Annotated in this window: 18 protein-coding genes; 8 read left to right on the top strand and 10 right to left on the bottom strand. The window is 63.1% G+C overall.

Annotated elements, in window-relative coordinates:
- Positions 1-68: 68 nt before the first annotated feature.
- The 4 genes from BC360_RS03845 (at position 69) to BC360_RS03830 (ending at position 5,188) form a co-directional block, all read left to right on the top strand.
- Complete coding sequence (locus tag BC360_RS03845; RefSeq protein ID WP_065794339.1) at positions 69-1,388, top strand: ABC transporter substrate-binding protein; 1,320 nt, start codon at positions 69-71, stop codon at positions 1,386-1,388.
- Positions 1,389-1,608: 220 nt separating this feature from the next.
- Entirely contained in the window at positions 1,609-3,318 is a 1,710-nt protein-coding gene (locus BC360_RS03840; protein WP_139109905.1) for an ABC transporter permease, read from the top strand.
- 18 nt (positions 3,319-3,336) lie between these two features.
- On the top strand, positions 3,337-4,437 hold the full coding sequence (locus tag BC360_RS03835; RefSeq protein ID WP_065787415.1) for an ABC transporter ATP-binding protein: 1,101 nt from the start codon (positions 3,337-3,339) through the stop codon (positions 4,435-4,437).
- A 91-nt stretch (positions 4,438-4,528) separates the two neighbouring features.
- Positions 4,529-5,188, top strand: coding sequence for a histidine phosphatase family protein (locus BC360_RS03830; protein WP_065794338.1), 660 nt, complete (start codon positions 4,529-4,531; stop codon positions 5,186-5,188).
- Between the two features lie 195 nt (positions 5,189-5,383).
- Here BC360_RS03830 and BC360_RS03825 read toward each other — a convergent pair whose 3' ends face one another.
- The 6 genes from BC360_RS03825 to BC360_RS03800 all read right to left on the bottom strand — a co-directional run bounded on the left by BC360_RS03825 (position 5,384) and on the right by BC360_RS03800 (position 14,375).
- A complete protein-coding gene (locus tag BC360_RS03825) occupies positions 5,384-7,168 on the bottom strand; it encodes a diguanylate cyclase (RefSeq protein ID WP_065794337.1) in 1,785 nt (594 codons plus the stop codon).
- Between the two features lie 201 nt (positions 7,169-7,369).
- Entirely contained in the window at positions 7,370-9,373 is a 2,004-nt protein-coding gene (fhuB, locus tag BC360_RS03820) for a Fe(3+)-hydroxamate ABC transporter permease FhuB (RefSeq protein ID WP_083222434.1), read from the bottom strand.
- A complete protein-coding gene (locus tag BC360_RS03815; protein WP_065794401.1) occupies positions 9,357-10,238 on the bottom strand; it encodes an ABC transporter substrate-binding protein in 882 nt (293 codons plus the stop codon). Before BC360_RS03815 ends, fhuB begins: the two co-directional genes overlap by 17 nt.
- 5 nt (positions 10,239-10,243) lie before the next feature.
- Positions 10,244-11,023, bottom strand: a complete 780-nt coding sequence (locus BC360_RS03810) for an ABC transporter ATP-binding protein (RefSeq protein ID WP_065794336.1) — start codon at positions 11,021-11,023, stop codon at positions 10,244-10,246.
- 89 nt (positions 11,024-11,112) lie between these two features.
- Positions 11,113-13,311, bottom strand: a complete 2,199-nt coding sequence (locus BC360_RS03805; protein ID WP_065794400.1) for a TonB-dependent siderophore receptor — start codon at positions 13,309-13,311, stop codon at positions 11,113-11,115.
- A 179-nt stretch (positions 13,312-13,490) separates the two neighbouring features.
- The gene (locus tag BC360_RS03800; protein ID WP_065794335.1) at positions 13,491-14,375 is read right to left on the bottom strand and encodes a helix-turn-helix domain-containing protein; all 885 of its coding nucleotides are present in this window, start codon (positions 14,373-14,375) and stop codon (positions 13,491-13,493) included.
- A 250-nt stretch (positions 14,376-14,625) separates the two neighbouring features.
- Between BC360_RS03800 and BC360_RS03795 the strand changes: the two genes are divergently transcribed.
- Positions 14,626-14,832, top strand: coding sequence for a hypothetical protein (locus BC360_RS03795; protein WP_065794334.1), 207 nt, complete (start codon positions 14,626-14,628; stop codon positions 14,830-14,832).
- A gap of 42 nt (positions 14,833-14,874) precedes the next feature.
- Here BC360_RS03795 and bla read toward each other — a convergent pair whose 3' ends face one another.
- Positions 14,875-15,735 carry a subclass B3 metallo-beta-lactamase gene (gene bla, locus BC360_RS03790; protein ID WP_083222433.1) on the bottom strand — a complete coding sequence of 287 codons (861 nt, stop codon included), beginning with the start codon at positions 15,733-15,735 and terminating at the stop codon, positions 14,875-14,877.
- Between the two features lie 189 nt (positions 15,736-15,924).
- Here bla and BC360_RS32950 point away from each other — a divergent pair, with 189 nt between their 5' ends.
- On the top strand, positions 15,925-16,059 hold the full coding sequence (locus tag BC360_RS32950; protein ID WP_274533902.1) for a hypothetical protein: 135 nt from the start codon (positions 15,925-15,927) through the stop codon (positions 16,057-16,059).
- Positions 16,060-16,148: 89 nt separating this feature from the next.
- Here the strand turns inward: BC360_RS32950 and BC360_RS03785 are convergent, their stop codons facing one another.
- Positions 16,149-17,066, bottom strand: a complete 918-nt coding sequence (locus tag BC360_RS03785; protein ID WP_065794332.1) for a LysR family transcriptional regulator — start codon at positions 17,064-17,066, stop codon at positions 16,149-16,151.
- Between the two features lie 448 nt (positions 17,067-17,514).
- On the opposite strand from BC360_RS03785, the gene BC360_RS03780 reads away from it, so the two are divergent.
- Together BC360_RS03780 and BC360_RS03775 are read left to right on the top strand one after the other, a co-directional pair.
- Positions 17,515-19,968, top strand: coding sequence for a penicillin-binding protein 1A (locus BC360_RS03780; protein ID WP_065794331.1), 2,454 nt, complete (start codon positions 17,515-17,517; stop codon positions 19,966-19,968).
- A gap of 1 nt (position 19,969) precedes the next feature.
- Positions 19,970-21,709, top strand: a complete 1,740-nt coding sequence (locus tag BC360_RS03775; RefSeq protein ID WP_083222432.1) for a peptidoglycan D,D-transpeptidase FtsI family protein — start codon at positions 19,970-19,972, stop codon at positions 21,707-21,709.
- Positions 21,710-21,842: 133 nt separating this feature from the next.
- Here BC360_RS03775 and BC360_RS03770 read toward each other — a convergent pair whose 3' ends face one another.
- Together BC360_RS03770 and BC360_RS03765 are read right to left on the bottom strand one after the other, a co-directional pair.
- Positions 21,843-22,445: a nitroreductase family protein gene (locus BC360_RS03770; RefSeq protein ID WP_065794330.1), complete on the bottom strand. Its 603-nt coding sequence runs from the start codon at positions 22,443-22,445 to the stop codon at positions 21,843-21,845.
- 46 nt (positions 22,446-22,491) lie between these two features.
- Entirely contained in the window at positions 22,492-22,695 is a 204-nt protein-coding gene (locus BC360_RS03765) for a hypothetical protein (protein ID WP_065787406.1), read from the bottom strand.
- Positions 22,696-22,777 lie beyond the last annotated feature (82 nt).

The following is a 22,777-nucleotide window of genomic DNA, read 5'->3' as shown; positions in this document are numbered from 1 at the left end:
TGGCACGGCGCTTGCTCTCGATAGATCGGACACCAAACGCTCGGTGTCCCTATTGGGAGGAGATACCTATGTTGAAGACCATTGCTGCGGCGATGTTGATGTCGGCTGCCTTCGTTGTGACGGTCCACGCCCAGGACGGCGGGAAAGTCACGATCGTGACGTCGTTTTCCAAAGACGTGACCGATCCGTTCAAGGCGGGTTTTGAGGCCGCCAACCCCGGCTTCACCCTCGACGTCCAGAACAAGAGCACGAGCTCGGGCGTCAAGTACATCGATGAGACCAAGGCGAACAACCAGGTCGATCTGTTCTGGGCATCGGCCCCGGATGCGTTTGACAGCCTCAAGAGCCGCGAACTGCTCGCCAAGTTCAGCCCTTCGGTCACCGGCCTTCCCGAAAAGGTCGGCTCCTATCCGGTCAACGACAAGGACGGTTACTACTTCGGCTTTGCCGCGTCGGGTTACGGCATCATGTCGAACGACCGCTACCTTGAAGCCAACGACCTGCCGAAGCCGGTCGAGTGGAGCGACCTGACCAAGCCGGAATACCACGATCACATCGCGATTGCCGCGCCCTCGCGTTCGGGCACGACCCATCTGACGATCGAAACGATCCTGCAGGGCGAAGGCTGGGACAAGGGCTGGGCGACGCTGAAGGGGATCGGCGGCAACCTGCAGCAGGTGACCGAGCGCTCCTTCGGCGTGCCTGACGCCGTTAACTCCGGCCAGACCGGTATCGGCATCGTCATCGACTTCTTCGCCTTCTCGGCGCAGGCGAGCGGCTTCCCGGTCAGCTTCGCCTATCCCTCGGTCACAACAGTCGTTCCGGCCAACATCGGCATCGTCGCCAATGCGCCGAACCAGGCCGGCGCCGAAGCCTTCGTCAACTACCTGCTCTCGGAAAAAGGCCAGGCCGTTCTGCTCGAACCGGCGATCCGTCGCCTGCCGATCAACCCCGCGCTTTACGAGAAGGCACCGGAAGGCTTCCCGAACCCGTTCAAGGATCCGCGCTTCCAGTCGATGATCACGTTTGATTCCGACGTATCGAAGAAGCGCACCGATGTCGTCGATACCCTCTACGACCAGCTGATCTCGTTCCAGCTCGACAACATCAAGGGCGCCACCAAGGCGATCCATGAAGCGGAAAAGGCCGTTGCCGCCAACGAGCAGCAGCCGGCCCGCGCGCTCCTGACGGAAGCCCACGCCCTGATCGCCGCCATGCCGATCACGGCGGAAGAGGCTGCCAGCCAGCAGGTCCGTGACGCCTTTACCGGTGGTGAGGAAAAGACCGCCCGCCAGGCGGAACTCGAGCAGAAATGGGCCGCCTTTGCGACCGAGAAGTACGCCGCTGCCAAGGCCAAGGCCGAAGAAGCGCTGGCCCTCGTCGACTGACATCGGATCCAAGAGGCCGCCTGCCCCGGGGCGGGCGGCCATCCCCGAAAACTCATGTCATCGCCAAGCCTGACGCGCCTGCAGGCGAGCCCCCGGAGATCGGAATCGATCCGGAGGCACGCCGTCCAGCAGTCGAAAGCGTTGTTGCGACCCTCGTGATCGAGCGGTACGCGGCTCTGTAAACGCGTCAGGCTTGCCGACCACAATTCGGAGTCTGCCCATGGCGCTCGTTCAATCCATTCCCATAAGACGCGTTTCGGCCAAGCCCGGACAGATCTTTGCGATCTCCCTGATCGCGCTTTTCCTCGCCATCTTTCTGGTCATTCCGGCCGGTACGGTGATCTACACGGCCTTCACCGAGAAGGGCACCGGCGCGCTGACGATCGTCAACTTCGTCGATTTCTTCAACACAGACCTCTTCCGGCGGTCGTTCTTCAACTCCGTCTACGTCTCCGGGATGTCGGTCGTATGGGCGAGCGCCATCGCACTGCCGCTCGCGGTTTTGACCACGCGCTTCGACTTCCGCGGCTCGCTGATCATCCAGACGCTCGGTTTCGTACCGCTGATCATGCCGCCTTTCGTCGGCGCGGTCGCCATGCAGCTGCTGTTCGGCCGCAACGGCACCGTCAACCTCATCCTGAATGACTGGTTCAGCATCCGCATTCCCTTCATGGAAGGGCTGAACGGCGTCATCTTCGTGCAGTCGCTGCACTATTTCCCCTTCATCCTCATCAATCTGTCGACCAGCCTGCGCAACATCGACCGCTCGATGGAAGAAGCTGCCCAGAACCTCGGCTCGTCGGGCTTCCGGCTGTTCCGCCGCATCGTCTTCCCGCTGGCGATGCCTGGCTATCTCGCCGGCGCGTCGCTGGTCTTCGTCAAGGTCTTCGACGACCTGGCAACGCCACTGCTTCTCAACGTCAAGGACATGCTGGCGCCCCAGGCTTACCTGCGCGTCACGTCGGTCGGGCTCACCGATCCGATGGGCTACGTCATCTCGGTCATCCTGATCGCCGTCTCGATCTTCGCCATGTGGCTTTCAGCGGTCGCCATGCGCGGCAAGGACTATTCGACGACGCAGCGTGGTGGCGGCGGTCTTTCCCGCCGCAAGCTCAGCCGCGGCGAAAGCGTCATCGCCTATGGTGTCGTCGGCCTGATCCTGCTGCTCGTGCTGTCGCCGCATATCGGCCTCCTGCTGCTGTCGCTTGCGACGGTGTGGTCCTTCAGCCCGCTTCCCGACGCCTACACCGTCGCCCACTACGGACGGGTGTTCGGCGAAAGCTCGCTCTACATCAAGAACACGCTGATCTATGCCAGCCTTGCGGGCCTGATTGACGTCGTCATCGGGGGCGCCATCGCCTATCTCGTGCTGCGCACCAAGGTCGTCGGCCGCCGCTGGCTCGACTGGGCGGCGACCGCCGCTCTGGCAATCCCCGGCGTCGTGCTCGGCATCGGTTATCTCCGCACCTTCTACGGCATCACGCTGCCGGACGGCACACCGCTTGCGACCCTCTGGGTCATGGTCGTGCTGGCACTCGCCATCCGCCGGCTGCCCTACGCCCTCAGGGCCTGCTACGCGGCACTGCAGCAGGTTTCGGAATCGCTGGAAGAGGCGGCTGAAAACCTCGGCGCCACCAAGCAGCGAACGATCCGGCGCATCGTCCTGCCGTTGATGACCGGCGGCCTGCTCGCCGGTTTCGTCACCAGCTTCTCGACGGCCGCCGTCGAGCTGTCGGCAACCCTGATGCTGATCCAGAGCAACTCGGACGCACCGATCGCCTACGGGCTTTACGTCTTCATGCAATCGCCGGCGGGTCGTGGCCCGGGTGCAGCCCTCGGTGTCATCGCCGTGATCATGGTCGCGCTCTGCACCCTGCTTTCGCACTACGTCATCGAGCGCCGCCAGAAGGCGCTTGGCGTGGCGAAATAGAAACTCGGGAGGAACAATATGACTGTCAACATCAACAGCGCCGCGCTATCGGTCGGCCCCGCCAAGGCGATCAGCATCAGCGACGTCAATCTCTACTACGGCGCGCTTCACGTGCTGAAGGATATCAATCTCGAGATCCAGCCGGGCGAATTCTTCGCCTTTCTCGGCCCATCCGGCTGCGGCAAGACCACGCTTCTCAGGCTGATTGCCGGCTTCAACAATGCCCGGCAGGGCAAAGTCGTCATCGGCGGCCAGGATGTGCTCGACATGCCGCCGTGGAAGCGTGACATCGGCATGGTCTTCCAGTCCTATGCGCTCTGGCCGCATATGACTGTTGCCGCCAATGTCGCCTTCGGCCTGGAGGAGCGTCGCCTGCCCCGCGCCGAGGTCGAACGCCGCGTCCAGGCGGCACTCGAACTCGTCGGGTTGAAACATCTCGCCGACCGGCGCCCGTCGCAGCTTTCCGGTGGACAGCAGCAGCGTGTCGCGCTCGCCCGCACCATCGCCATCGAGCCGAAGGTACTGCTGCTCGACGAGCCGCTCTCCAACCTCGACGCCAAGATGCGCGTCGAAGTACGGCGCGAGCTGCGCGAGTTGCAGCAACGGCTGAAGCTGACGACGATCTTCGTCACCCACGACCAGGAGGAAGCCAACACCGTCTGCGATCGCATCGCCGTCTTCAACGAAGGGCGCATCCAGCAGGTGGGAACGCCGATGGGGCTCTACGAGAAGCCTGCCAACCTGTTCGTCGCCAACTTCCTCGGCACGGCCAATATCCTTGACGGCACCGTCTCGGGTTCCGGTACGCAGCGCACCTTCGAGGTTTCAGGAGCGGGCTCCATACCGATCCCGGCGGGTGCGACGGTACCGGCGGGCGCCAAGCTCGTCTTCCGGCCGCAATATGCGACCCTCGGTGCGCTGGAGCCAGGTGCCGTTGCCTTGACCGGCACGATCGCGCATCGCGAGTTCCTGGGCGCCACCGTGCGCTATGGGGTGCAGGTCGGGACGGCGACGGTACTGATCGACGCGCCGTTCCATTCGGGCAACGCCCTGCTCGAGACCGGCGCGACGACGACGCTCGGCCTCAAGCCGTCCTCGGCGCTCTGGCTTGCCGAGTGAGCAACCGGGCATCCACCGGCCATTCTCCGGTGGGTGCCCTTCCTTCTTCAATTCCGGCCGGTACGCCAGCCCGCAGAATCTCGAGCATGTCATGACCTCTCCTCTGCCCAACATCATCCTCATCCGTCACGGCGAAACCCAATGGAATGTCGCCGGTCGCCTGCAAGGCCGAAAGGACACGCCGCTGACGGCAAACGGCGTCCGGCAGGCGCTTGCCGTCGGGTTGCGGTTGGCCGAAAGAATAGCCGGCGAGACGAGGCTCAAATTCTGGGTCAGTCCACTCGGGCGTGCCCGCCAGACGGCATCGATCCTCGCCGACACGTGGTCGGTTCCGTTCGAGCAGTTCACCCATGACGAGACGCTGGTGGAAAGGGCTTACGGCTCCTGGGAGGGTCGCTCGCACGACGAGATCGAGCGGGAGCTCGCGCATGAATACGAGGCGCATAGCGCCGACCCGTGGGATTACGCCATGCCCGGCGGCGAAAGCCGGACCACGCTCGACGCCCGCCTGCTCTCCTGGCTCGCGACACTCGACCACGAGAACACACACGTGGTGGTGACCCACAGCGGCTGTGTACGCGCCCTGCGCGGCATCTATACCAGAGCCTCCCGCGAAGAGATCCTTGCCTATCGCGAACCGCAGACTGCCTCGTTCCTGCTTTCGGCCGGCAAGGAAACCGTGATCGGCATTCCACTCAGCATTCTGCGTGCGCTCGGCTGCGAAGGCGAAGGGCGAACCGTCTGGATCTAAACAGTGACGGTCCATTCCAGCTAAAGCGAACCCCGCCGGCAGGCGGGGTTCGTCTTTCAGCAAGGGCGGCAGAAAACCGCCACGGCAATCGCTTTCTGGAGTATTCCGTCCTGAACGGCGTCACAGAAACGCACTATCTCTTTGTTTTTACGCATTTACTCACGGAATCCGCTTCGCACTTTTCCAGTAAATGCTTTAGGTGACGACCAGGCCCGACGAGCACACCGTCATGTTCCGCCCCCGCGCCTTGGCGTCGAGCAAGGCGGCATCGGCCCGCGTCAGAAGCGTTGCCATCGTGCCTTCGCGCGGCGACGATGCAATGCCGATCGACACAGACACGGAGCCGAGGATGCGGCCGCGATGGGAAAGCGGCGTCGTGCCGATTTTGTCGCGCAGGCGTTCGGCGAACTCGAAGCCTGCCGCCTCGCTCATTTCAGGCAGAAGCATCGTGAACTCCTCGCCACCGAAACGATAGGTGGTTCCCAGCTCGCGGGCCGCGTCGAGCATGATCTGGGCAACATACTGCATCACCACGTCGCCGGCGTCGTGGCCGAACTCGTCGTTGAAGCGCTTGAAATGATCGATATCGATCATGAGGCAGACGAGCGGCCGGCCCGCCTGTTCCCGCAATTGCTTGTTCAAGGCCTCATCGAGGCAGCGGCGGTTGAGGAGCCCCGTCAGCGCATCGCGGACCGCCAGGTTGGTCAGCTTCTCCCGCAACTGCAGGTTGGCCACGGCCAGACCGATGTTTTCCGCGATCAGTTCGAGATAAAGCCGTGACGTCTCGACGGCCGGCTGCTCGGGCGAGCGCTCCTCGAAATAAAGCAGCCCGATCGTGTCGCCTTGCGCCGTCAACGGCACACACAGCCCGGCGACATCGCTCTCGTCCAGATGCTGGCAGGCGATATCGCTCAGCCCACCATTGCTGACATGCGGCCTGCCGCGGCGCAGCCCCCAGCAGGCACTTGACGGAAAGGTATCGGCCGAATGCTGCGGGTCGAGCCAGGTGCCGACAAGCGTCAGCGACATCCTGTTGTCGTTCAGCACATAGAGGTGGCCGGCAAGGTTGGGGAAGATCTGCGGCGCGAACCGTGCCACGACTTCGGCCAGTTCCTCTTGGATCTGGCACGCCTGCAGCCGGTGCATCATCTGCAGGATCAAGTCCTTGGTCTGCTGGTCCAGCCGCCGCTCGGCATCGAGCCGATCCCGCTCAAGCCCGTTCGTACGAAAGATATGGATCGCCTCGTTCATCTCGCCGATCTCGTCACGACGGCGGTCGAGCGGGACTTCCACCGCGTAATCCTGCTTGGCGAGCCGCGTCACGATGCCCGTCATGCGCACGAGCGGCATGGCGACGCGCCGCTTGAGCACGAAATAAAGGACGCCGAGGAAGAGCGCCGCGGTCATGGCGAGCATGGTCCTGGCGGCGATGCCGAACCAGTCGCTCCGTTCCTTCGCCTGTTCCAGCGCCGCACCAGTTCTGGCCTTGGTCAGTTCCCGGAAGCGGACCACCGTTTCAAGCAACGCGGTCTGGAGACGGTCGTGCTCCGGACCGAAGAGCATCTGTTGCGCGGCCGCCTGGTCACCCTTCTGATAGGCAGCGATCGCCGCCACCTCGATCTTGTCGAGGGCCTCCGCCTCGCGTTCGACCTCCTGGAGCGCCGCGAGTTCGGCCGGTGACGCTCCGAATTCCCGCACGTTTCTGATCGCCGCCTCGTGGGTACGCTCTGCCTCTTCCTTGCCATGGAAGCGTTCGAGGTGGCGCAGATCGCCACGCATCACGTAAAGGCGGGCGGCATCGCTTCGCTCCTCCGCGCCGAGCGCGAGATCCTCGCCAAGCGTATCGAGCACAAGATGCTGCTCGGCCGCCTGCCGCTCCTCGATCGCGCTGTTCGTCGACAGGATGAACGCCGCACCGGATAGTCCGGTCAGGAGGACCGTGACGCCGTAGGCCCAGTTTGTAATCGCGTTGATTCTCATTGGATGAACACTAGCCGATGCCGATTGCGAGCGGGTTAAGCGCTTCGTCTGCTTTTGGCGACAGTTTTCTTCAGAGACCGGTAGGCGTTAGACCCTAACTCTCCCTGGAAGCCGTTTGTCCGCTGGCCAGTGTCTTCGCATCCGGGCAGTCGACGTCATCAAACGCGACGATCCCCGACGGGGATGCCCAGCCCCCGACGGTCATGCGAGTTTCTCCGTGCGATTGAGCAGCCAGATGAGGTATGGCCCGCCGACCAGCGAGGCCAAGAGCCCGACGGGCAGCTGGTAGGGATAGATAATCAGCCGCGACAGCCAGTCGGCGCCGGCAAGCAGCCCTGCCCCCAGCAGGATGCTCGCGGCCAGATGCTGAAGGACGCGCTGGAACCCGAGCAGCCGGGCGACATGCGGGGCCACCAGTCCGATCAGGCTGAGGGGGCCGACGATGAAGCAGGACATGGCCGTCAGCAACGCTGCGAACAGCGCGATCAGCAAACGGCAGCGGCCGAGCGCCAAACCGAGCGCACGACCTGCGTCGTCGTCAAGCGGCAGGATGGCGAGCCAGCGCGCGAAGAACGGCAGCGGCGCGATGAGGGCGATCGCCGAGACGACGGCGATCCAGGCTTCGAAGGCGCCGACGCGATTGGTCGACCCGGAAAGCCAGGTCAAAAGGACGAAGCCGCGCATACCGCCGCTCGATAGCACGACCGTCACCAGCGTCATCGAGAAGGCTCCGATCGCCACACCCGCCAGCAGCAAGCGCTCCGGGCTGAAGCGGCTCTGTGCACTGATGGCGAGCATCATGAGGAAGGCCGCAAGGCCGCCGAGCGCCATGCCCGTGAGCATGATCGGCGGTGCGGGAAATGGCACAAAGAGCAGCGCGATCGTCAGTCCCGCGCCGGTGCCGGCACTGACACCCAGCACCTCCGGGCTTGCGACCGGGTTTCCCGTCATCTTCTGCATCAGGAAACCGGCGGCGGCCAGCATGGCGCCCGCAGCGCCGGCTGCGACCGTGCGCGGACCGCGAAAGACAAGCAGGTCCTCAAGCAGGCGGCCGGTTGCGACCATCCAGCCATCGGCACCCCCGCCGATGACGACAGCGCCCAGCACCAAAAGGACGACGCCTGCTGCAAGCAACGCCAACGCCAGATGAGGGCGGCGAAGTTCGCGAGCAGGCGCGGCAGCAATGCGCCCAGGCGCTCCGAGAGCCCCGCGCAGGCGCGACAACAGGAAAAGCAGAACGGGTCCACCGAGCAGGGCGACGGTAGCGCCTGCCGGTGCGAGATCAGAAAAGCCCGGAGACAGGAGTTGCATCGCGCAGTCGGTGACGAGCAATAGTGCGGCACCGGACAGCGGCGCCGCGAAGATCATCTGCTTCATGGTGCGGGCACCCAGCATCCGGGCGATTGCGGGCGCGGCCAGACCAAGGAAACCGATGACGCCGACTTCCGCGGTGACGGACGCCGACAACCAGACGGCCAGGGTCAGCACGCCGAGACGGGCGAAATTGACAGAAAGCCCGAGGCTCGAGGCGCCGGCATCGTCGAGGCCAAGCAAGGTCAGCGGCCGCAGCAACATAGAGGCGATGGCGAGGCCGACAACAAACCGCGGTGCAAGCGATAGCGCCGTGCTCCAGTCCTGTTGCGCAAGTGATCCCGCCCCCCAGATGAAGATCGACATGGCGTATTCGCCCCGCGCCAGGATGATTGCGACCGCAAGCGCCGATGCCATAAGGCCAACCATCATGCCGGACAAGGCAACGGCCACCGGGTCGAGCCCACGTCGCCAGTTGAGGCCGACGACGATGGCAACGGTGGCAATCCCGCCTGAGAAAGCGACCCACTCCCGCGAGACGTCCAGAGCGGCAGGCGCAAGGCCGAGCGCCGCCGTCAGGGCGAGCTCGGAGCCCGACGCTATCCCGAGCGTCGACGCATCGGCAATCGGATTGCGCAGGATACGTTGCAGCAGCACGCCGGAAAGGCCGAGCGAAGCACCGGCAACGATCGCCACGACGAGGCGCGGCAGCAGGCTGTGCCAGAGGTAGAGCTGGTCGAGCCTGGCGGCCAACTCGGTGCTCCCCGGCGCCTGCGGACGCGTCAGAAGAACCAGGGCAACCGCGCAGATGCAGACGAGTGCAACGCCGGCGCGCGCCCAGTTTGCCAGGGGCCGACCCGGAAGGACGGCGCCACACCTAACCGTTCCGTGCATCGAGCATTCCTTCGACCAGCAGATTGGCAAAGCGCAACGCGGCGGGAAGTGCGCCATAGGGATTGACCGGGCCGAGCGTCAGCACGCGCCCGCCCGCCACCGCCGGTAGGGCATTCCAGAAGGCGCTTTGTTCAAGCCTTCGAAGCGCATCGAGCGGATGGGGCGGAATGAGAATGATCCAGGCGTCCGGGGCGGCGGCCAGGGCCTCGATCCCGACCGGAGCGTTTGCGGAATAGCTGGTTGCTTCCTTCCATGCATTTTGGAGGCCGAGCCGCGCCAGCACATCGCCGAAGACGCTGTCGGCGCCAAAGGCGCGGAAGTGTCGGGCGTCGCCGAGATTGATCGGCATGACGGCTCTGCCATCGCCGCCTCCGAGCCGATGACGCAACCGTTCCAGCTCGGCCCTTGCCCCATCGACGAAGCGCCTGGCGCTGTCGAGCTTCAACCGTTGGCCGAGCGCGAGGGCGGCGCTTTCCGACAGCGCATAGGGAGATTGCCCTGGGACATAGACCGAGTGGGTCTCGACCGGGGCGATCCGCGACATGCGTTCGTTCGCCCACTGATAGAAATTGGAGTTGACGATGAGATCGGGCGCCGCCAGCCGCAAGGCCTCGAAATTCGGCGTGCCGCGCAGGCCGAGATCGGCGACCCCTGCGGGGATATCAGGTTTGACGGCAACCTCGCGAAACTGCAAAAGTTCCGTCGCGGCGACGACATTGGCCCCGATCGCCAGCAGGGTTTCCAGAAGCGCCCAGTCGAGCGTCGCCACCCGGACGCCCGTTTGCGCGCGAAGGCTACGCGGCAGCAGGGTGGCCGCGGCACCGAGTGCGAGAAACTCCCGTCGTGCAAGTCGCCTACCGGTCATACGCATCAAAGCAGGTAACTGACGGGGCTGCCGGTCACCGGATGGGCAAATACGCCCATCTGAACACCGAGGATCGCCTGCAGCACATCGGTCTGCATGATGGCATCCGGCCCGCCGCGATGGGCGATGCGTCCCGCATTCAGCGCGAAGAGTTCGTCGCAGTGGCGCGCGGCGAGATTGATGTCATGAAGCACGATGACGATGGTGAGCTGCCGTTCCCTCGCAAGCGATTGCAGAAGCGATAACATCGACGACTGATGCGCGAGGTCGAGCGCCGACGTCGGTTCGTCCAGCAGCAGGCAACGGGCATCCTGCGCCAGCATCATCGCGATCCAAGCACGTTGCCTCTCGCCACCGGACATGTTGGCGACCGGGCGGTCGGCAAAATCGCCGAGCTCGGTGCGCGCAATCGCCGCGTCGACCAGAGACCGGTCATGCGCAGTGAAACGGCCAAGCGTGCCGTGCCAGGGGAAGCGGCCAAGCGAGATGAGTTCGCGCACCGTCATCCCGTCGGTCGCGGGCGTGAATTGCGGCATGTAGGCGATCTTGCGGGCGAAGGCCCGCCCAGGCCAGTCGCCAAATTCCTTGCCCTCCAGCAGGATGCGGCCACTCTCCGCCGTCAGCTGGCGGGCAAGGATCTTAAGCAGCGTGCTCTTTCCCGATCCGTTCGGACCGACCAGTCCATAGATCCTGCCGGCTTCAAGCGAGAGATCGATCCCCGCCAGAATGCGCTTCGAACCAATGGAATGGCGGACATCGGAAAGGGCAAGCAGCGGTGACGACAACGGTTCGTTTCCTGAGGGCTGAGTGCGGATCCGGGCCGACCACGGCCGGTCCCGAACGGTCCATATAAACTATACTGTTTCAGTCAGCATTACCATTTCTTGCTGAGCTTCAAGGTCAGCGTCCGGCTTTCGCCATATCCGCAAACCGATAGCCCCTGGCACCCCTTCACATATTCCTTGTCGAAGAGGTTGGAGACGTTGAGCGATGCCGCCCAATCGTTCTTCTCGTAGCGGATTGCCGCGTCGATCAATGCGGCGGCGGGTACTTTCCGCGTATTGGCTGCGTCGGCCCAGGATTCACCCTGGTATCTGACGCCGGCACCAACGCTCAGTCCCTCAAGCGCGCTCGAGGGCACGGTGTAGTCGAGCCATAGCGACGCCTGCGTTCCCGGCACGATGACCGGCGACTTGCCGATCAGGCTGGCGTCGAGTTCTTCGGTAACCTCAAGATCCGTATAGGAAAACCCACCGATCACCTTCCAGTCATTGTCGATGTTGACCTTGCCCTCGAGCTCGACGCCGGTCGACTGGACCTCGCCAAGCTGCGCGTTGACGAAGAAGCCGGGCACGGGGACTGAGACGTTCTGCTTGGTGATCTGGAACACCGACGCAGTGAACAGGCCATCGACGAAGCTCGGCTCGTACTTGACCCCGGCCTCGTACTGATAGCCTTCTTCCGGCTGCAGGGGCGCAAGCTTGGCGGGATTCAACGGATCGCTCGCATCGGTCGTTCGCGTTCCGACAAGAGGGCTGAAGAAGGTCGCGACGCTGACGTAGGGCGTCACGCCATTGTCGAACTCATAGGCAAGGCCGGCACGGCCGCTAAGCGCGCCGTCGTTCGAATCGAAGCTCGTTCCGATGGCCGCTTTCGAAACCGTATCGACATAGTCGTAGCGACCGTTGAGGGTGACGAGCCAGCCGCCGCCGAAGCGGATCTGATCCTGGACGTAGAGACCGACCTGCTGCTGCCTGACGACCTGGTCGAGATAGACGAAGTTCGGGTTCTGCGGCACGCCATAGACCGGATCGGTGGCGCTGATCGGCGTTGCGCCGCAGCAGGCCTGAATATGGTCGAGGCGATAGTACTTGTAATCGAGACCGGCGAGGAACGCATGGTTCGCACCGCCGAGGTCGAATTCATTCTCGGCGCGATTGTCGATCGCAAAGGTGTCGACCTTGGACGTCGCCTCGAAGCCGATCCGATTGAGCAGATAATCCGGTCCGGTCGGCGCACCGCCCACCCAGCCGAAGGTATAGGGCCCTGCCTCGTGCTTGTAGAGGTGGCTGTAGCGGGCGTTCTGCGTCAGGCTCCAGCCGCTTTCAAGCTCATGCTTGGCTTCGTAGCCGATCATCTGCTGGACATAGGTGCCCGTGTCCAGATCCGGTTCGCCATAAAAAGCATAGCGATCGATCTTGCCGAAGGGCGCATCGACGACCGTGCCGACATAGGGCAGAAAGCCGTTGCCGACATGCACCTGGTCGAGGCCCTGCAGAACGCCGTAAACCGTCAGGCTCGTCGCATCGTCCGGGGCGTAGGTGATCTGCGGAATGATGACGCCGCGCAGATCGTTCGAGAAGTCGGTGTAGGTGTCCCCGCCCGAAACCTTGCCGGTGACGCGGTACCGGATTGTGCCATCGTCGGTCAGCCTGTCGTTGATGTCGAAGCCGGTGAAGGCATTGCCTTCGCTGTTGATGCCGATCTCGGTGTAGTAGAGCGGTTCATCGAGCGGCCGCTTGCTGATCAGGTTGATGATACCACCGGGGTTGGCGCCGCCGTAGAGCACCGAAGCGGGGCCCTTCAGCACCTCGACCCGCTCCAGCATGAAGGGATCGATCTGGAAACCGCCGAAGCCAAAGCTGAAGAGCGTCAGACCGTCGAGGAACACGCCGGTCTGCGTCGCATCGAAGCCGCGGATATAGAACCAGTCCGTATCCGCATCGGTGCCGAAAGGCTCAGTGGTGACACCGGGCGTGTAGCGCAGGGCCTCGTCGACCTTGTTGACCACGCCGCGATCGTCAAGTTCGTCGCGACCGATGACGGAGACGGATTGCGGGATTTCGGTGATTGGCGTGGCTGACTTCGAGCCCGTCGTCGTGGCCTTGGCGACGTAGCCGTCAACGGGCCCCGTGGCTTCGTCGCGTGCGCCCTGTGCCTGCACTTCGATCTTTTCGAGCTTCGTGGCGCTGCCATCCTCGGCAGCCGCCGCCGTCGACACCAGCAACGCGATACCGGCGACGCCGCTCGCAAGCAGTTCTCTCAAACGCACCCTGTCACCATCACGCTGCATCGTATCGTCGCCCCTGCTTGCCGGACCCGCCATCCCGACAGCGTACCGCCCGGCTTTCTGACCGCTGATAAGATGAGCGTTTATATCAACTATAGGGGCGAGGCTTGTTTCGATCCCCGAAAATTGAACGCTCTTGGGCAAATATGTGCGGGCAACTGTTCAAAGCCGAGGGCATTTGCTCAGGCGAGACGGCTTCTTTTCCAAAGCGCCGGCGTTGTTCCGACCGCCTTGCGGAAGACGCGGGTTAAATGTGCCTGGTCCGAGAAGCCGGTTTCGGCAGCGATCGCGGTCAGCGACGCTTCATTCCTCAGGAGCAGATGCTTTGCCCGCTCGATCCGGGCGTTCGTCTGCCATTGATGCGGCGCCACCCCCGTCGATGCCTTGAAGGCGTGGCTGAAATGGGACTGCGAAAGGCCGGCCAGGTTCGCCAGTTCCTCGAGCCGGATGTTGCGAACGCTGTTTTCCTCGATGTACTCCACCGCCCGACGCAGCTGCCAGGACGCGAGCTGGCTGCGCTTGCGGGTGCTTGCGCGGTTGAGCTTCATCAGATCGATGAACAGCGCGAGCGTCAGGCCGTCGCCGTAGAGATCGTGGAGAGGCTCAGGATTGAGGCACTCCGAGGCGATCAGCCGGGCGAGCTGGAGAAACCGCTCATCCTGGAACATCAGCCGCGGCACGTCGCACCGGTCTGCGTCGAGATCCTCCATCAGCCGCCGGCTGAGGATGTCGATGTTGAAGTGCAGATCGAGATGACGGATATATTTAACATCGACCACATCCGCCCAGATCTCCATGCCGGCCGGGATGTAGGATATCGCCTGCTCCCGGTAGTTCTGGACGGTGCCGTTTCCCTGTGAAGAAAGCTTGACGTTGCAGCTGCTCCCGCCCTGCGCATCGAGAACGATGAACATCCGCGGATCATTCGAGACGTAGTAGCCCCCGGCATGCGGGGCGCACTCGACGTCCCACACATCGGCAATGATCCCGTTCCATTCCCGGCGATGCAGCTCGCCCAGGATCTTGAAACCGGCAATCTTGTTCTGCATCCGCGGCTGAAACGTCATTATCGCTTTGCCCGTCTTTGCGACGGCCTGTCTTCCGGATTTTATTCCCTCCTTCAATACTCATCTTTAAACCGCAACGGAAGTCCCCCACCGTTGCTTTCGGAAAAGGCGTCACCAAGCGGTCCTGACCGTGAAAAATCGCACCGCGGCGCGATTATTTCTGGGATTCCACACCAAAGGAGCACGCGGACGGTCCCCTGTGCGGCCGATATGGGTATAAGGCTTCACTCGAACAGATCAGGAGCCTGCCATGGAAACCGTCGAAATCGCAGACCGCAGCGAATTTGCCCTTTGGGCAATCCAGCGCGCACAGGAAATCGTCGTGACTGAAGGCGCGTCTTTCGCCATGGCGGCACGCGATATGGACGATGGGGCCCTGACTGCGGCGGCAACGGCACTCGGCAAGGCGATCAGCGACGCCATGCTCGAAGTGTTCGACGGCCTCGTCGCCGACTGAGGAGCCAAGCGCAGATGGCCGCGCCGAGCGCGGTCCTTTCTCTCATTTTCTTGCCTTCTGCGTTGCAAGCTCCTTCGCGAAGGCGGCGCTGGACCTTTCGAGGATCTGCCCCAGCAGGTCCGGATCGACGAAGGCATCCTTGTCGCCTGCATCCCGCCGTGCGGCTCGGCCGAGAATGTCGGCAATATCCGGATGAGCTGGCAGAACCACATCCGCCTTCATGCCTGCGAGCCGGTCGAAGCTGGTCTCGAAGTCGGCAACGATGCCGGGATAGCGCTGGTTGCCGAAGAGCTTGTTGCCGGCGACGGTGACGCTGCAGGGAAAGACCACCTTGAGCGCGCGTCCGGCCTCGGTCACCGATGTTGACCAGGTGGTGCAGCCGGGCGTGTGGCCGGGCGTCAGCGTCGCCTTCAGGCTGGCGTCACCGAGTGTGACGACGTTGCCGTCGTCAAGCACATGATCGACCTTCACCGCCGGAAACCTTCCGCGCTTATAGGTGGTCTCGCCATCATGCAGGCCGTTTTCCAGCGACCAGCGATCCGTCGCGATGGCATAGAGCTTGGCGCCGCTGTCACGCTTGATTTGGGCCACGCCACCGACGTGATCGAAATGCGCATGGCTGGTGACGATGATCTTGACATCGGAGAGCTTGAAGCCGAGCGCAGTGATGTTGCTCTCAACAAGGGATGCGGTGCTCGTCAGCGTGCCGTCGAGCAGAATGGCCTGCTTGCCTGATGTGATGAGGTAAGCGGCCAGCCCCTTGGTGCCGACGTAATAGATGTTGCCGACGACGCGAAATGGCTTTGTCGGCTGCGACCACTCGGCATTGTCGGCCATTGCCACACTGGCCAGACATACCGTGGCGACCAGCGTCGCCACAGCGCGCCGCATCAACTTTCTCATTTAAGCCTCCGCATCTCGAACCTCGGATGCACCTTGCCTAAGCAGCTGCGACACGGTCGGCAAACGACGATAATTTGCAGCAGACATTAGAATAATTTGCATTTCGAACGGCAAGGCAACCAACACAGACGGCCATCAGCCGGGGCCTGCCGCTCGACGTGACGGGAGCGAGAAAATCTCGAGCACGCAATGCTCCTGCAACCCTTGCGCACGAGGGTCGTTCTCATCTCGATCGGCAGAAGAGGAATGATAGTGAAGGAAGCCGGGCTTCACGGTGCCTGCGGCAAGCAGCCGCCGGAATGGATCGTCAGCTACGGCGAATAGCTCCGAACTGACTGTGTCGACTTGGCCGCCCCCATCGAGCCAGCCCAGACATCCGCTGACGACAGCGCCCCTCGCCGACGCAGTGCGGCCTATGCCGAGTTGCTCGCCTCCGGCTCATGCAATTGAGCAGAGCGGTCTTCCTTCGCTGCCATCAGCCAGTCGTGGAAGGCTGACATCGCCAGCGTCGGCGCGCGCGACTTCAGCCGCGTCAGCCAGTAGCTCCCCATCGAGGTATAGACGTCGAAGGGTTGGCGCACCGTTCCGTTCGAAAGCAGCCGGGAAAACATCAGTGGCGGCGCAAGAGCCACGCCAATGCCCTGCGCGGCCGCCTCCATCATCGCAAGCGACGAATCGAAGACGACACCTTTGAGAAGCGGCGCCGGATAGGTGATGCCGGCAGCGGCGAACCAGTTCACCCATTCATCCGCCCGGTAGGACCTGAGCAGCGTCTGGCTGAGAAGGTCGGCCGGACGACGCAGCGTATCGGCAATCTCGGGCACGCACAGGACCGAAAGCGGCGCCTCGAACAGCCGCGTCGCCTCGATGTTGTGCCACGAGCCACTGCCGAAGCGAACGGCGTAGTCGAGCCCTTCGGCAGCCATGTCGACACGATTGTTGTTCGTCGACAGCCGGACATCGATGAAGGGGTATTTTTCCTGAAAGTCCGCAAGGCGGGGCAACAGCCAGCCGACGGCAAAGGTGCCGACGGCGCCGATCATCAGGACCTCCCGGAGATGGCCGCCCTCGAACCGCTCGAGCATATCGGCCATGCGATCGAAGGAATCCTGCAGCACCGGCAGCAACGCCTCGCCCTCGGCGGTGATCATCAGGCCGCGCGGCAGGCGCTTGAACAGCGTCACGTTCAGCCGGCTCTCCAACAACTTCACCTGGTGGCTGACGGCAGCCTGCGTCACGCAAAGCTCGATCGCCGCGCGGGTGAAGCTCAGATGTCGTGCGGATGCCTCGAATGCCCGAAGCGCATTGAGAGGAAGATACGGCCTGACCATGAATGCCCTAATTCAGCTAATGGGTCCTGCAAATAAACGTGGTTTGCCGCTACGGCACAACCCCTTTACGGTGAACTCACGTCGGTACCCTGTTTCGTCGGGGCGAGGCCGTAAACGCATCGAGGATCAGGCCGCTCAAACACACGTCCCTGTGGAGGATCCAACCATGTGTCGTCTCGACTGAACGCCCTTTGGCACGTGCCGCAAAAATTTTGCGCCATCACATCTGCGATCACCGCAGCCGCGAGCCACGGCCGCATTTCACCGCCTTTGATGGCGAAACGGAGGCGACAGATTACCCCTAGCTGCATAGGCGAAACATCAGGCGCCTGAGCCTCGCCCGCCACCGCAAACCGCCTTCACACAACAGACCCACGCGCGCCAGCCGCTCCCTCGGATCGGATGGCGAAGCCATGTCCTCCCAACCTCGAAAGTGCCTGACATCCGCATGAAGCTCATCGCAAACCTGCTCGCGACCCTGATCAACCTGGCAACGCTTCTCGGCATCGGGCTGGCGTTCTGTGCCGCGGCCCTGACGCGAGACCTGCCGGATCATCGGACGCTGGCGAACTGGGAGCCGGCGGTCACCACCCGGCTTTACGCCGGCGACGGCGCCATGATCGCGCAATATGCGCGCGAACGCCGACTGTTCCTGCCGATCGGCGCGATGCCCGTCCGGGTCAAGCAGGCATTCCTTTCGGCCGAGGACAAGAACTTCTACCTTCATCCCGGCATCGACCTCACAAGCCTTGCCACCGCGCTCTGGTCGAACGTCGCCAACTATGGCTCGGGGCGGCGGATGATCGGCGGCTCGACGATCACGCAGCAAATCGCCAAGAACTTCCTTTTGTCCTCCGACCGCACGGTGGAGCGCAAGCTGCGCGAGGCGATCCTTTCGATCCGCATCGACCAGACCTATTCCAAGGACCGAATCCTCGAGCTCTATCTCAACGACATCTATCTGGGTCTTGGCGCCTATGGCGTCGCACAGGCGGCGCTGACCTATTTCGACAAGCCGGTCGATCAGCTGACGGTGGCCGAAGCGGCGTACCTCGCCGGTCTGCCGAAAGCTCCGAACAATTATGACCCCTACCGGCATCCGGGCCGGGCCGTCGCCCGGCGCGACTGGGTCATCGAACAGATGCGTCGCAACGGCGTCATCGATGCTGAAGTTGCGGCAGCAGCGACCGCCTCGCCGCTTGGCATCAAACCGAAACCACAGGAGACATCGGCGGACAAGGCGGACTACTTCACCGAGGAAGTGCGCCGCCAGCTGGGCACCCGCTATGGCGAAGCCGCGCTTTACACGGCCGGGCTTTCGGTGCGCACGACGCTCGATCCGCGGTTGCAACAGGCGGCCATGCAGGCGTTGCGAAAGGGCCTCGTCGCCTACGATCAAGCGAATGGATATAGAGGCCCGCTCACCCGCCTGCCCTCCCTTGGCGGATGGCGGCAAGCGCTCGCCAAGCGCCAGCCGCTCGTGGACGTGCCGGAATGGCAGCTCGCCGTCGTCCTCTCTGCAGCCAAGGACAGCGCCGCACTTGGCCTCAGGCCAGCAGGGACAGACGCGTCGACAGCGCCCGCGCAGACGGTCACGATCGACCGCAACGGCTCAGCCTGGGCTTTGTGCCGGCTCACCGACGGCAAGCGCCGTTGCGGCTCATCCCTCAACGGCATGCTGTCGCCGGGCGACGTCGTCTATGTCGAGAAGCTGGGGAACGGCTATGTCCTGCGCCAGCCGCCCCAGGTGCAGGGAGCGCTGGTCTCGATGGAGCCGAACACCGGGCGGGTGCTTGCGGTCGCTGGCGGCTTTTCCTACGCGCAATCCGAATTCAATCGCGCGACCCAGGCCTACCGCCAGCCCGGCTCGTCGTTCAAACCGTTCGTCTACGCCGCCGCACTCGATACCGGCTATGCGCCGACCACGCTTGTCATGGACGCGCCGATCGCCATCCCTGATGGTACCGGCAAGACCTGGCGGCCGAAAAACTACGATGGGCGCTTCAGCGGCCCTTCAACCTTGCGCACGGGGCTGGAAAACAGCCGCAACCTGATGACCGTGCGCCTTGCCCGCCATCTGGAAATGGATCTTGTCGCCGACTACGGCAAGCGCTTCGGCATCTACGACGAGCTTCGCACCTATCTGCCGATGGCGCTCGGCGCCGGCGAAACGACCCTGCTGCGGCTCGTTTCCGCCTATGCCGTCATCGCCAACGGTGGCAAGGCCATCACCCCGTCGATGATCGACCGCATCCAGGATCGATATGGCCGGACGATCTACCGGCAGGACAGCCGTCAGTGCGCCGACTGCAACGCGCTTGCCTGGGACAACCAGCAAGAACCGGTGCTTGTCGACAACCGCGACTACGTGCTCGATCCGATGACCGCCTACCAGATCACTTCGATGATGCGCGGCGTGGTGGAACGAGGCACCGCCAGAAATGTCGCCACCCTCGGCGTCCCCATCGCCGGCAAGACCGGAACGACCAACGACGAGAAGGACGTCTGGTTCGTGGGCTTCACCCCCAACGTCGTCACCGGCGTTTTCCTCGGCTACGACACGCCGAAGCCGATGGGGTACGGCGAAACCGGCGGCGGGTTGGCCGCTCCGATCTTCATCGACTTCATGAAGGTCGCGCTTCAGGGAAAACCGGCAGCCGAGTTTCACCCGCCGCCCGGCATGACCTTCCAGGCGGTCGACCGCAGGACGGGACGGCCGGCTGAGGACGGCGCGCCCGGCGCCATCGTCGAGGCCTTCAAGCCTGGGACCGGCCCGTGCGAGGGCAGCTGCACCGTCATCGACGATAACGAAATGGCCGAGTTGCCCTCCGATGATGCCGACAAGGGCCTCTCTCCTGAGTTGCGGCAGAAACTGCTCAGCAATACCGGCGGGCTTTACTGATATGGTTCAACGCGTTTCATCGCGCGCGGATCGCCGCAAGCGCATCCTCTTTCTGATCGCCGTGTTTATCGTCGTATTCCTGACGATGCTCGCGCGATTGATCCAGCTGGGCACCGCCGAAATCGAGACCACCGGCTATGTGCCGAAGCGCCCGACGGTCGGCCGCCCTTCGATCCTTGACCGGAACGGCAATCTGCTCGCGATCGACGTGCCGAGCTCCGGCGTCTATGCCGAGCCGCGCTTCATCGTCGACGTCGATGAGGCCGTCGAAAAGCTGACGGTCATCTTTCCCGATCTCGATGCCCGCGAGTTGCACCAGCGCCTGAAGAGCAAGGCGCCCTTCGCCTGGATCAGGCGCCAGGTCACACCGGCTGAAGAACAGGCGCTCTGGGATGCCGGCATTCCCGCGGTCGGCTTCCAGGGGGAGAAGCGACGTGTCTACCCCAACGGTTCGCTCGCCGCCCACGTGCTCGGCACCGTCGATATCGACAATATCGGTATTGCCGGAATTGAAAAATGGATCGAGACCCAGGGTCTGGACGTGCTGCGCCAGACGGGAATGGATCTCTCGCACCAGAACCTGCAGCCTGTCACGCTGACGCTCGATATCCGGATCCAGCACGCGCTGCAGATCGAGCTTGCCAAGGCGATCGAAAAATTCGGGGCAAAGGCCGGCGCTGGGCTCGTGCTCGATATCACCAACGGCGAAGTGCTCGCCCTTGCCTCCGCTCCGGATTTCGACCCCAACACCCCCGCCGATGCCCTCAAGCCCGATCGCATCAACCGCATTGCCGCCGCCACCTTCGAGATGGGTTCCACCTTCAAAGCGCTGACGACGGCGATGGCGCTCGATTCCGGACAGTTCACCGTCCGCTCCGTCATCGATGCCAGCAAGCCGCTGGCCTTCGGCCGGTTTCGCATCCGCGACTATCGCGGCAAATACCGGCCGCTCAGCCTGCCGGAAGCCTTCATCTATTCCTCCAACATCTCGATGGCGAAGATGGCAATCGCGCTCGGTCCAGAAAATTTCCGCGCCTTTCTCTCCCGTTTCGGCCAGATGTCGCGGCTGACGACCGAACTGCCGGAAAGCGCCCATCCGCAACTGCCGCGCTCCTGGCACGAGATCGACACGGCAACCGCATCCTACGGCCACGGCATTGCAGTGACGCCGTTGCAGGCGAGCATTGCCGTTGCCGCGCTCGTCAACGGCGGGCGCCTGATCAGGCCGACTTTCATCAAGGGTTCAGCGATCGAGGACCGGGTGCTTGCCACAGATCTCGTCAAGCCGGAAACCGGTGAAGCCATGCGCTTTCTGCTCCGCCTCAATGCCAGGACCGGATCGGCACGACGGGCCGAGGTCAAAGGCTATTTCATTGGCGGCAAGACCGGCACAGCCGAAAAGGTGGTCGGTGGGCGCTATGCCAAGGATCTCAATCTCACGTCCTTCATGGGCGTCGTGCCGGCCGACAATCCGCGCTATCTGCTCCTGACCATTCTGGACGAACCCAAGGGATTGCCGGAAACCTATGGCTTTCGCACCTCCGGCTGGAATGCCGCTCCGCTCGGCGGCGCGGTGTTCGAGCGCATCCTGCCGATGATGAACCTGATGCCGACCTTCGACCTGCTCGACGTCACCTTTCCGTCGATTGTCGCGCAACGGGCCTATGGTTCTGAGCTGTTTTCCGGCGTGAACCTGCGCGATGCCCCCAGCCATGATGCCGCTGTCGAGGAGCCGCTTTGAGATTACAGCGCCGCGCGTCAAATCTGACGCGCAAAGGACGCTGTAACACTTTAAACTTACTGCAATCGCGACCTGCCGAATGCATTCGCCGAGGACAAGGTTAGCCCTCGGCGTGGTCACTGGTGTCGGCGTGTTAAGACCGCTCGAAGTGGCCTTCGGACGAGATCTCCGAAAGGGATTTCCGTGGGCTCGGCACTTCGCGCTCCCGCAGCCCCTCGGGCAGTTGCGCCTTGTCGCCGATCCTGCCAATCGCGACGGCGGCTTCAACGCGATAATCGGACGGGACGCCAAGGTCGGTCCGCGCCCTGTCGTAGTCGAGGCCGGCCATGCCGTGCGCCTGCCAGCCTGAATAGGCAGCCTGCAGCGCCAGCGCACCCCAGGCGGCGCCGGTATCGAACGAGTGCGTGTAGGACGGGACTTCCTCGCTGGCGCCCGGTGGCAGCAGCGATGTTTTCGACAACACGAAGATCAGCGCCGAAGCGTCCTTCGCCCAGCTTTGGTTGAACGTGTTGAGGATGCCGAACAGCTTGTCCCAATGCTCGCTGCCCCTGCGGGCATAGATGAAATGCCAGGGTTGGGCGTTATAGGCCGAAGGCGCCCAGCGCGCCGCCTCCAGAATTCCGAACAATTCGGCTTCGGAAATATCCGCTCCAGCATAGGCGCGTGGTGACCAACGCTCGAGGAACAGCGGGTTGATCGGGTGGCCGGCGATACGCGAATTGATTTCGATGGTCATGGTTTTCCTATGTCGTGGTTGATCCGGCTTTGGGTCGCCGTCGATATCACCAGTTTTCGTAGCGCTCGCGGCGCTGTTTGAGGTTGGTGATCTCATCCGAAAGTTCGGCTATGCGGTCGCGAAGCTCGTTGGTCGTTCCGTCTTCGAAATCGTCTATTCCGAAACAATCCCGGGCTTCGTAGAGCTCGAGCTTGCCTTGTAAAACATCCCGGATCGCACTCAGACGTTCATATTGTCGCAGGACACTCATGGCACACCTCGTCAAGAAACGACGTTATTTAGAAATGCATGAACCACGGGAAAGGTTTCATTCGTTTGCTCGAGATCAAGCA

Origin of the sequence: Ensifer sp. LC163, from assembly GCF_001695855.1 — a bacterium.
Lineage (GTDB): Bacteria > Pseudomonadota > Alphaproteobacteria > Rhizobiales > Rhizobiaceae > Ensifer.
The sequence above is the reverse complement of the archived record's forward strand: the minus strand, read 5'-3'. Positions and strand labels throughout refer to the sequence as shown.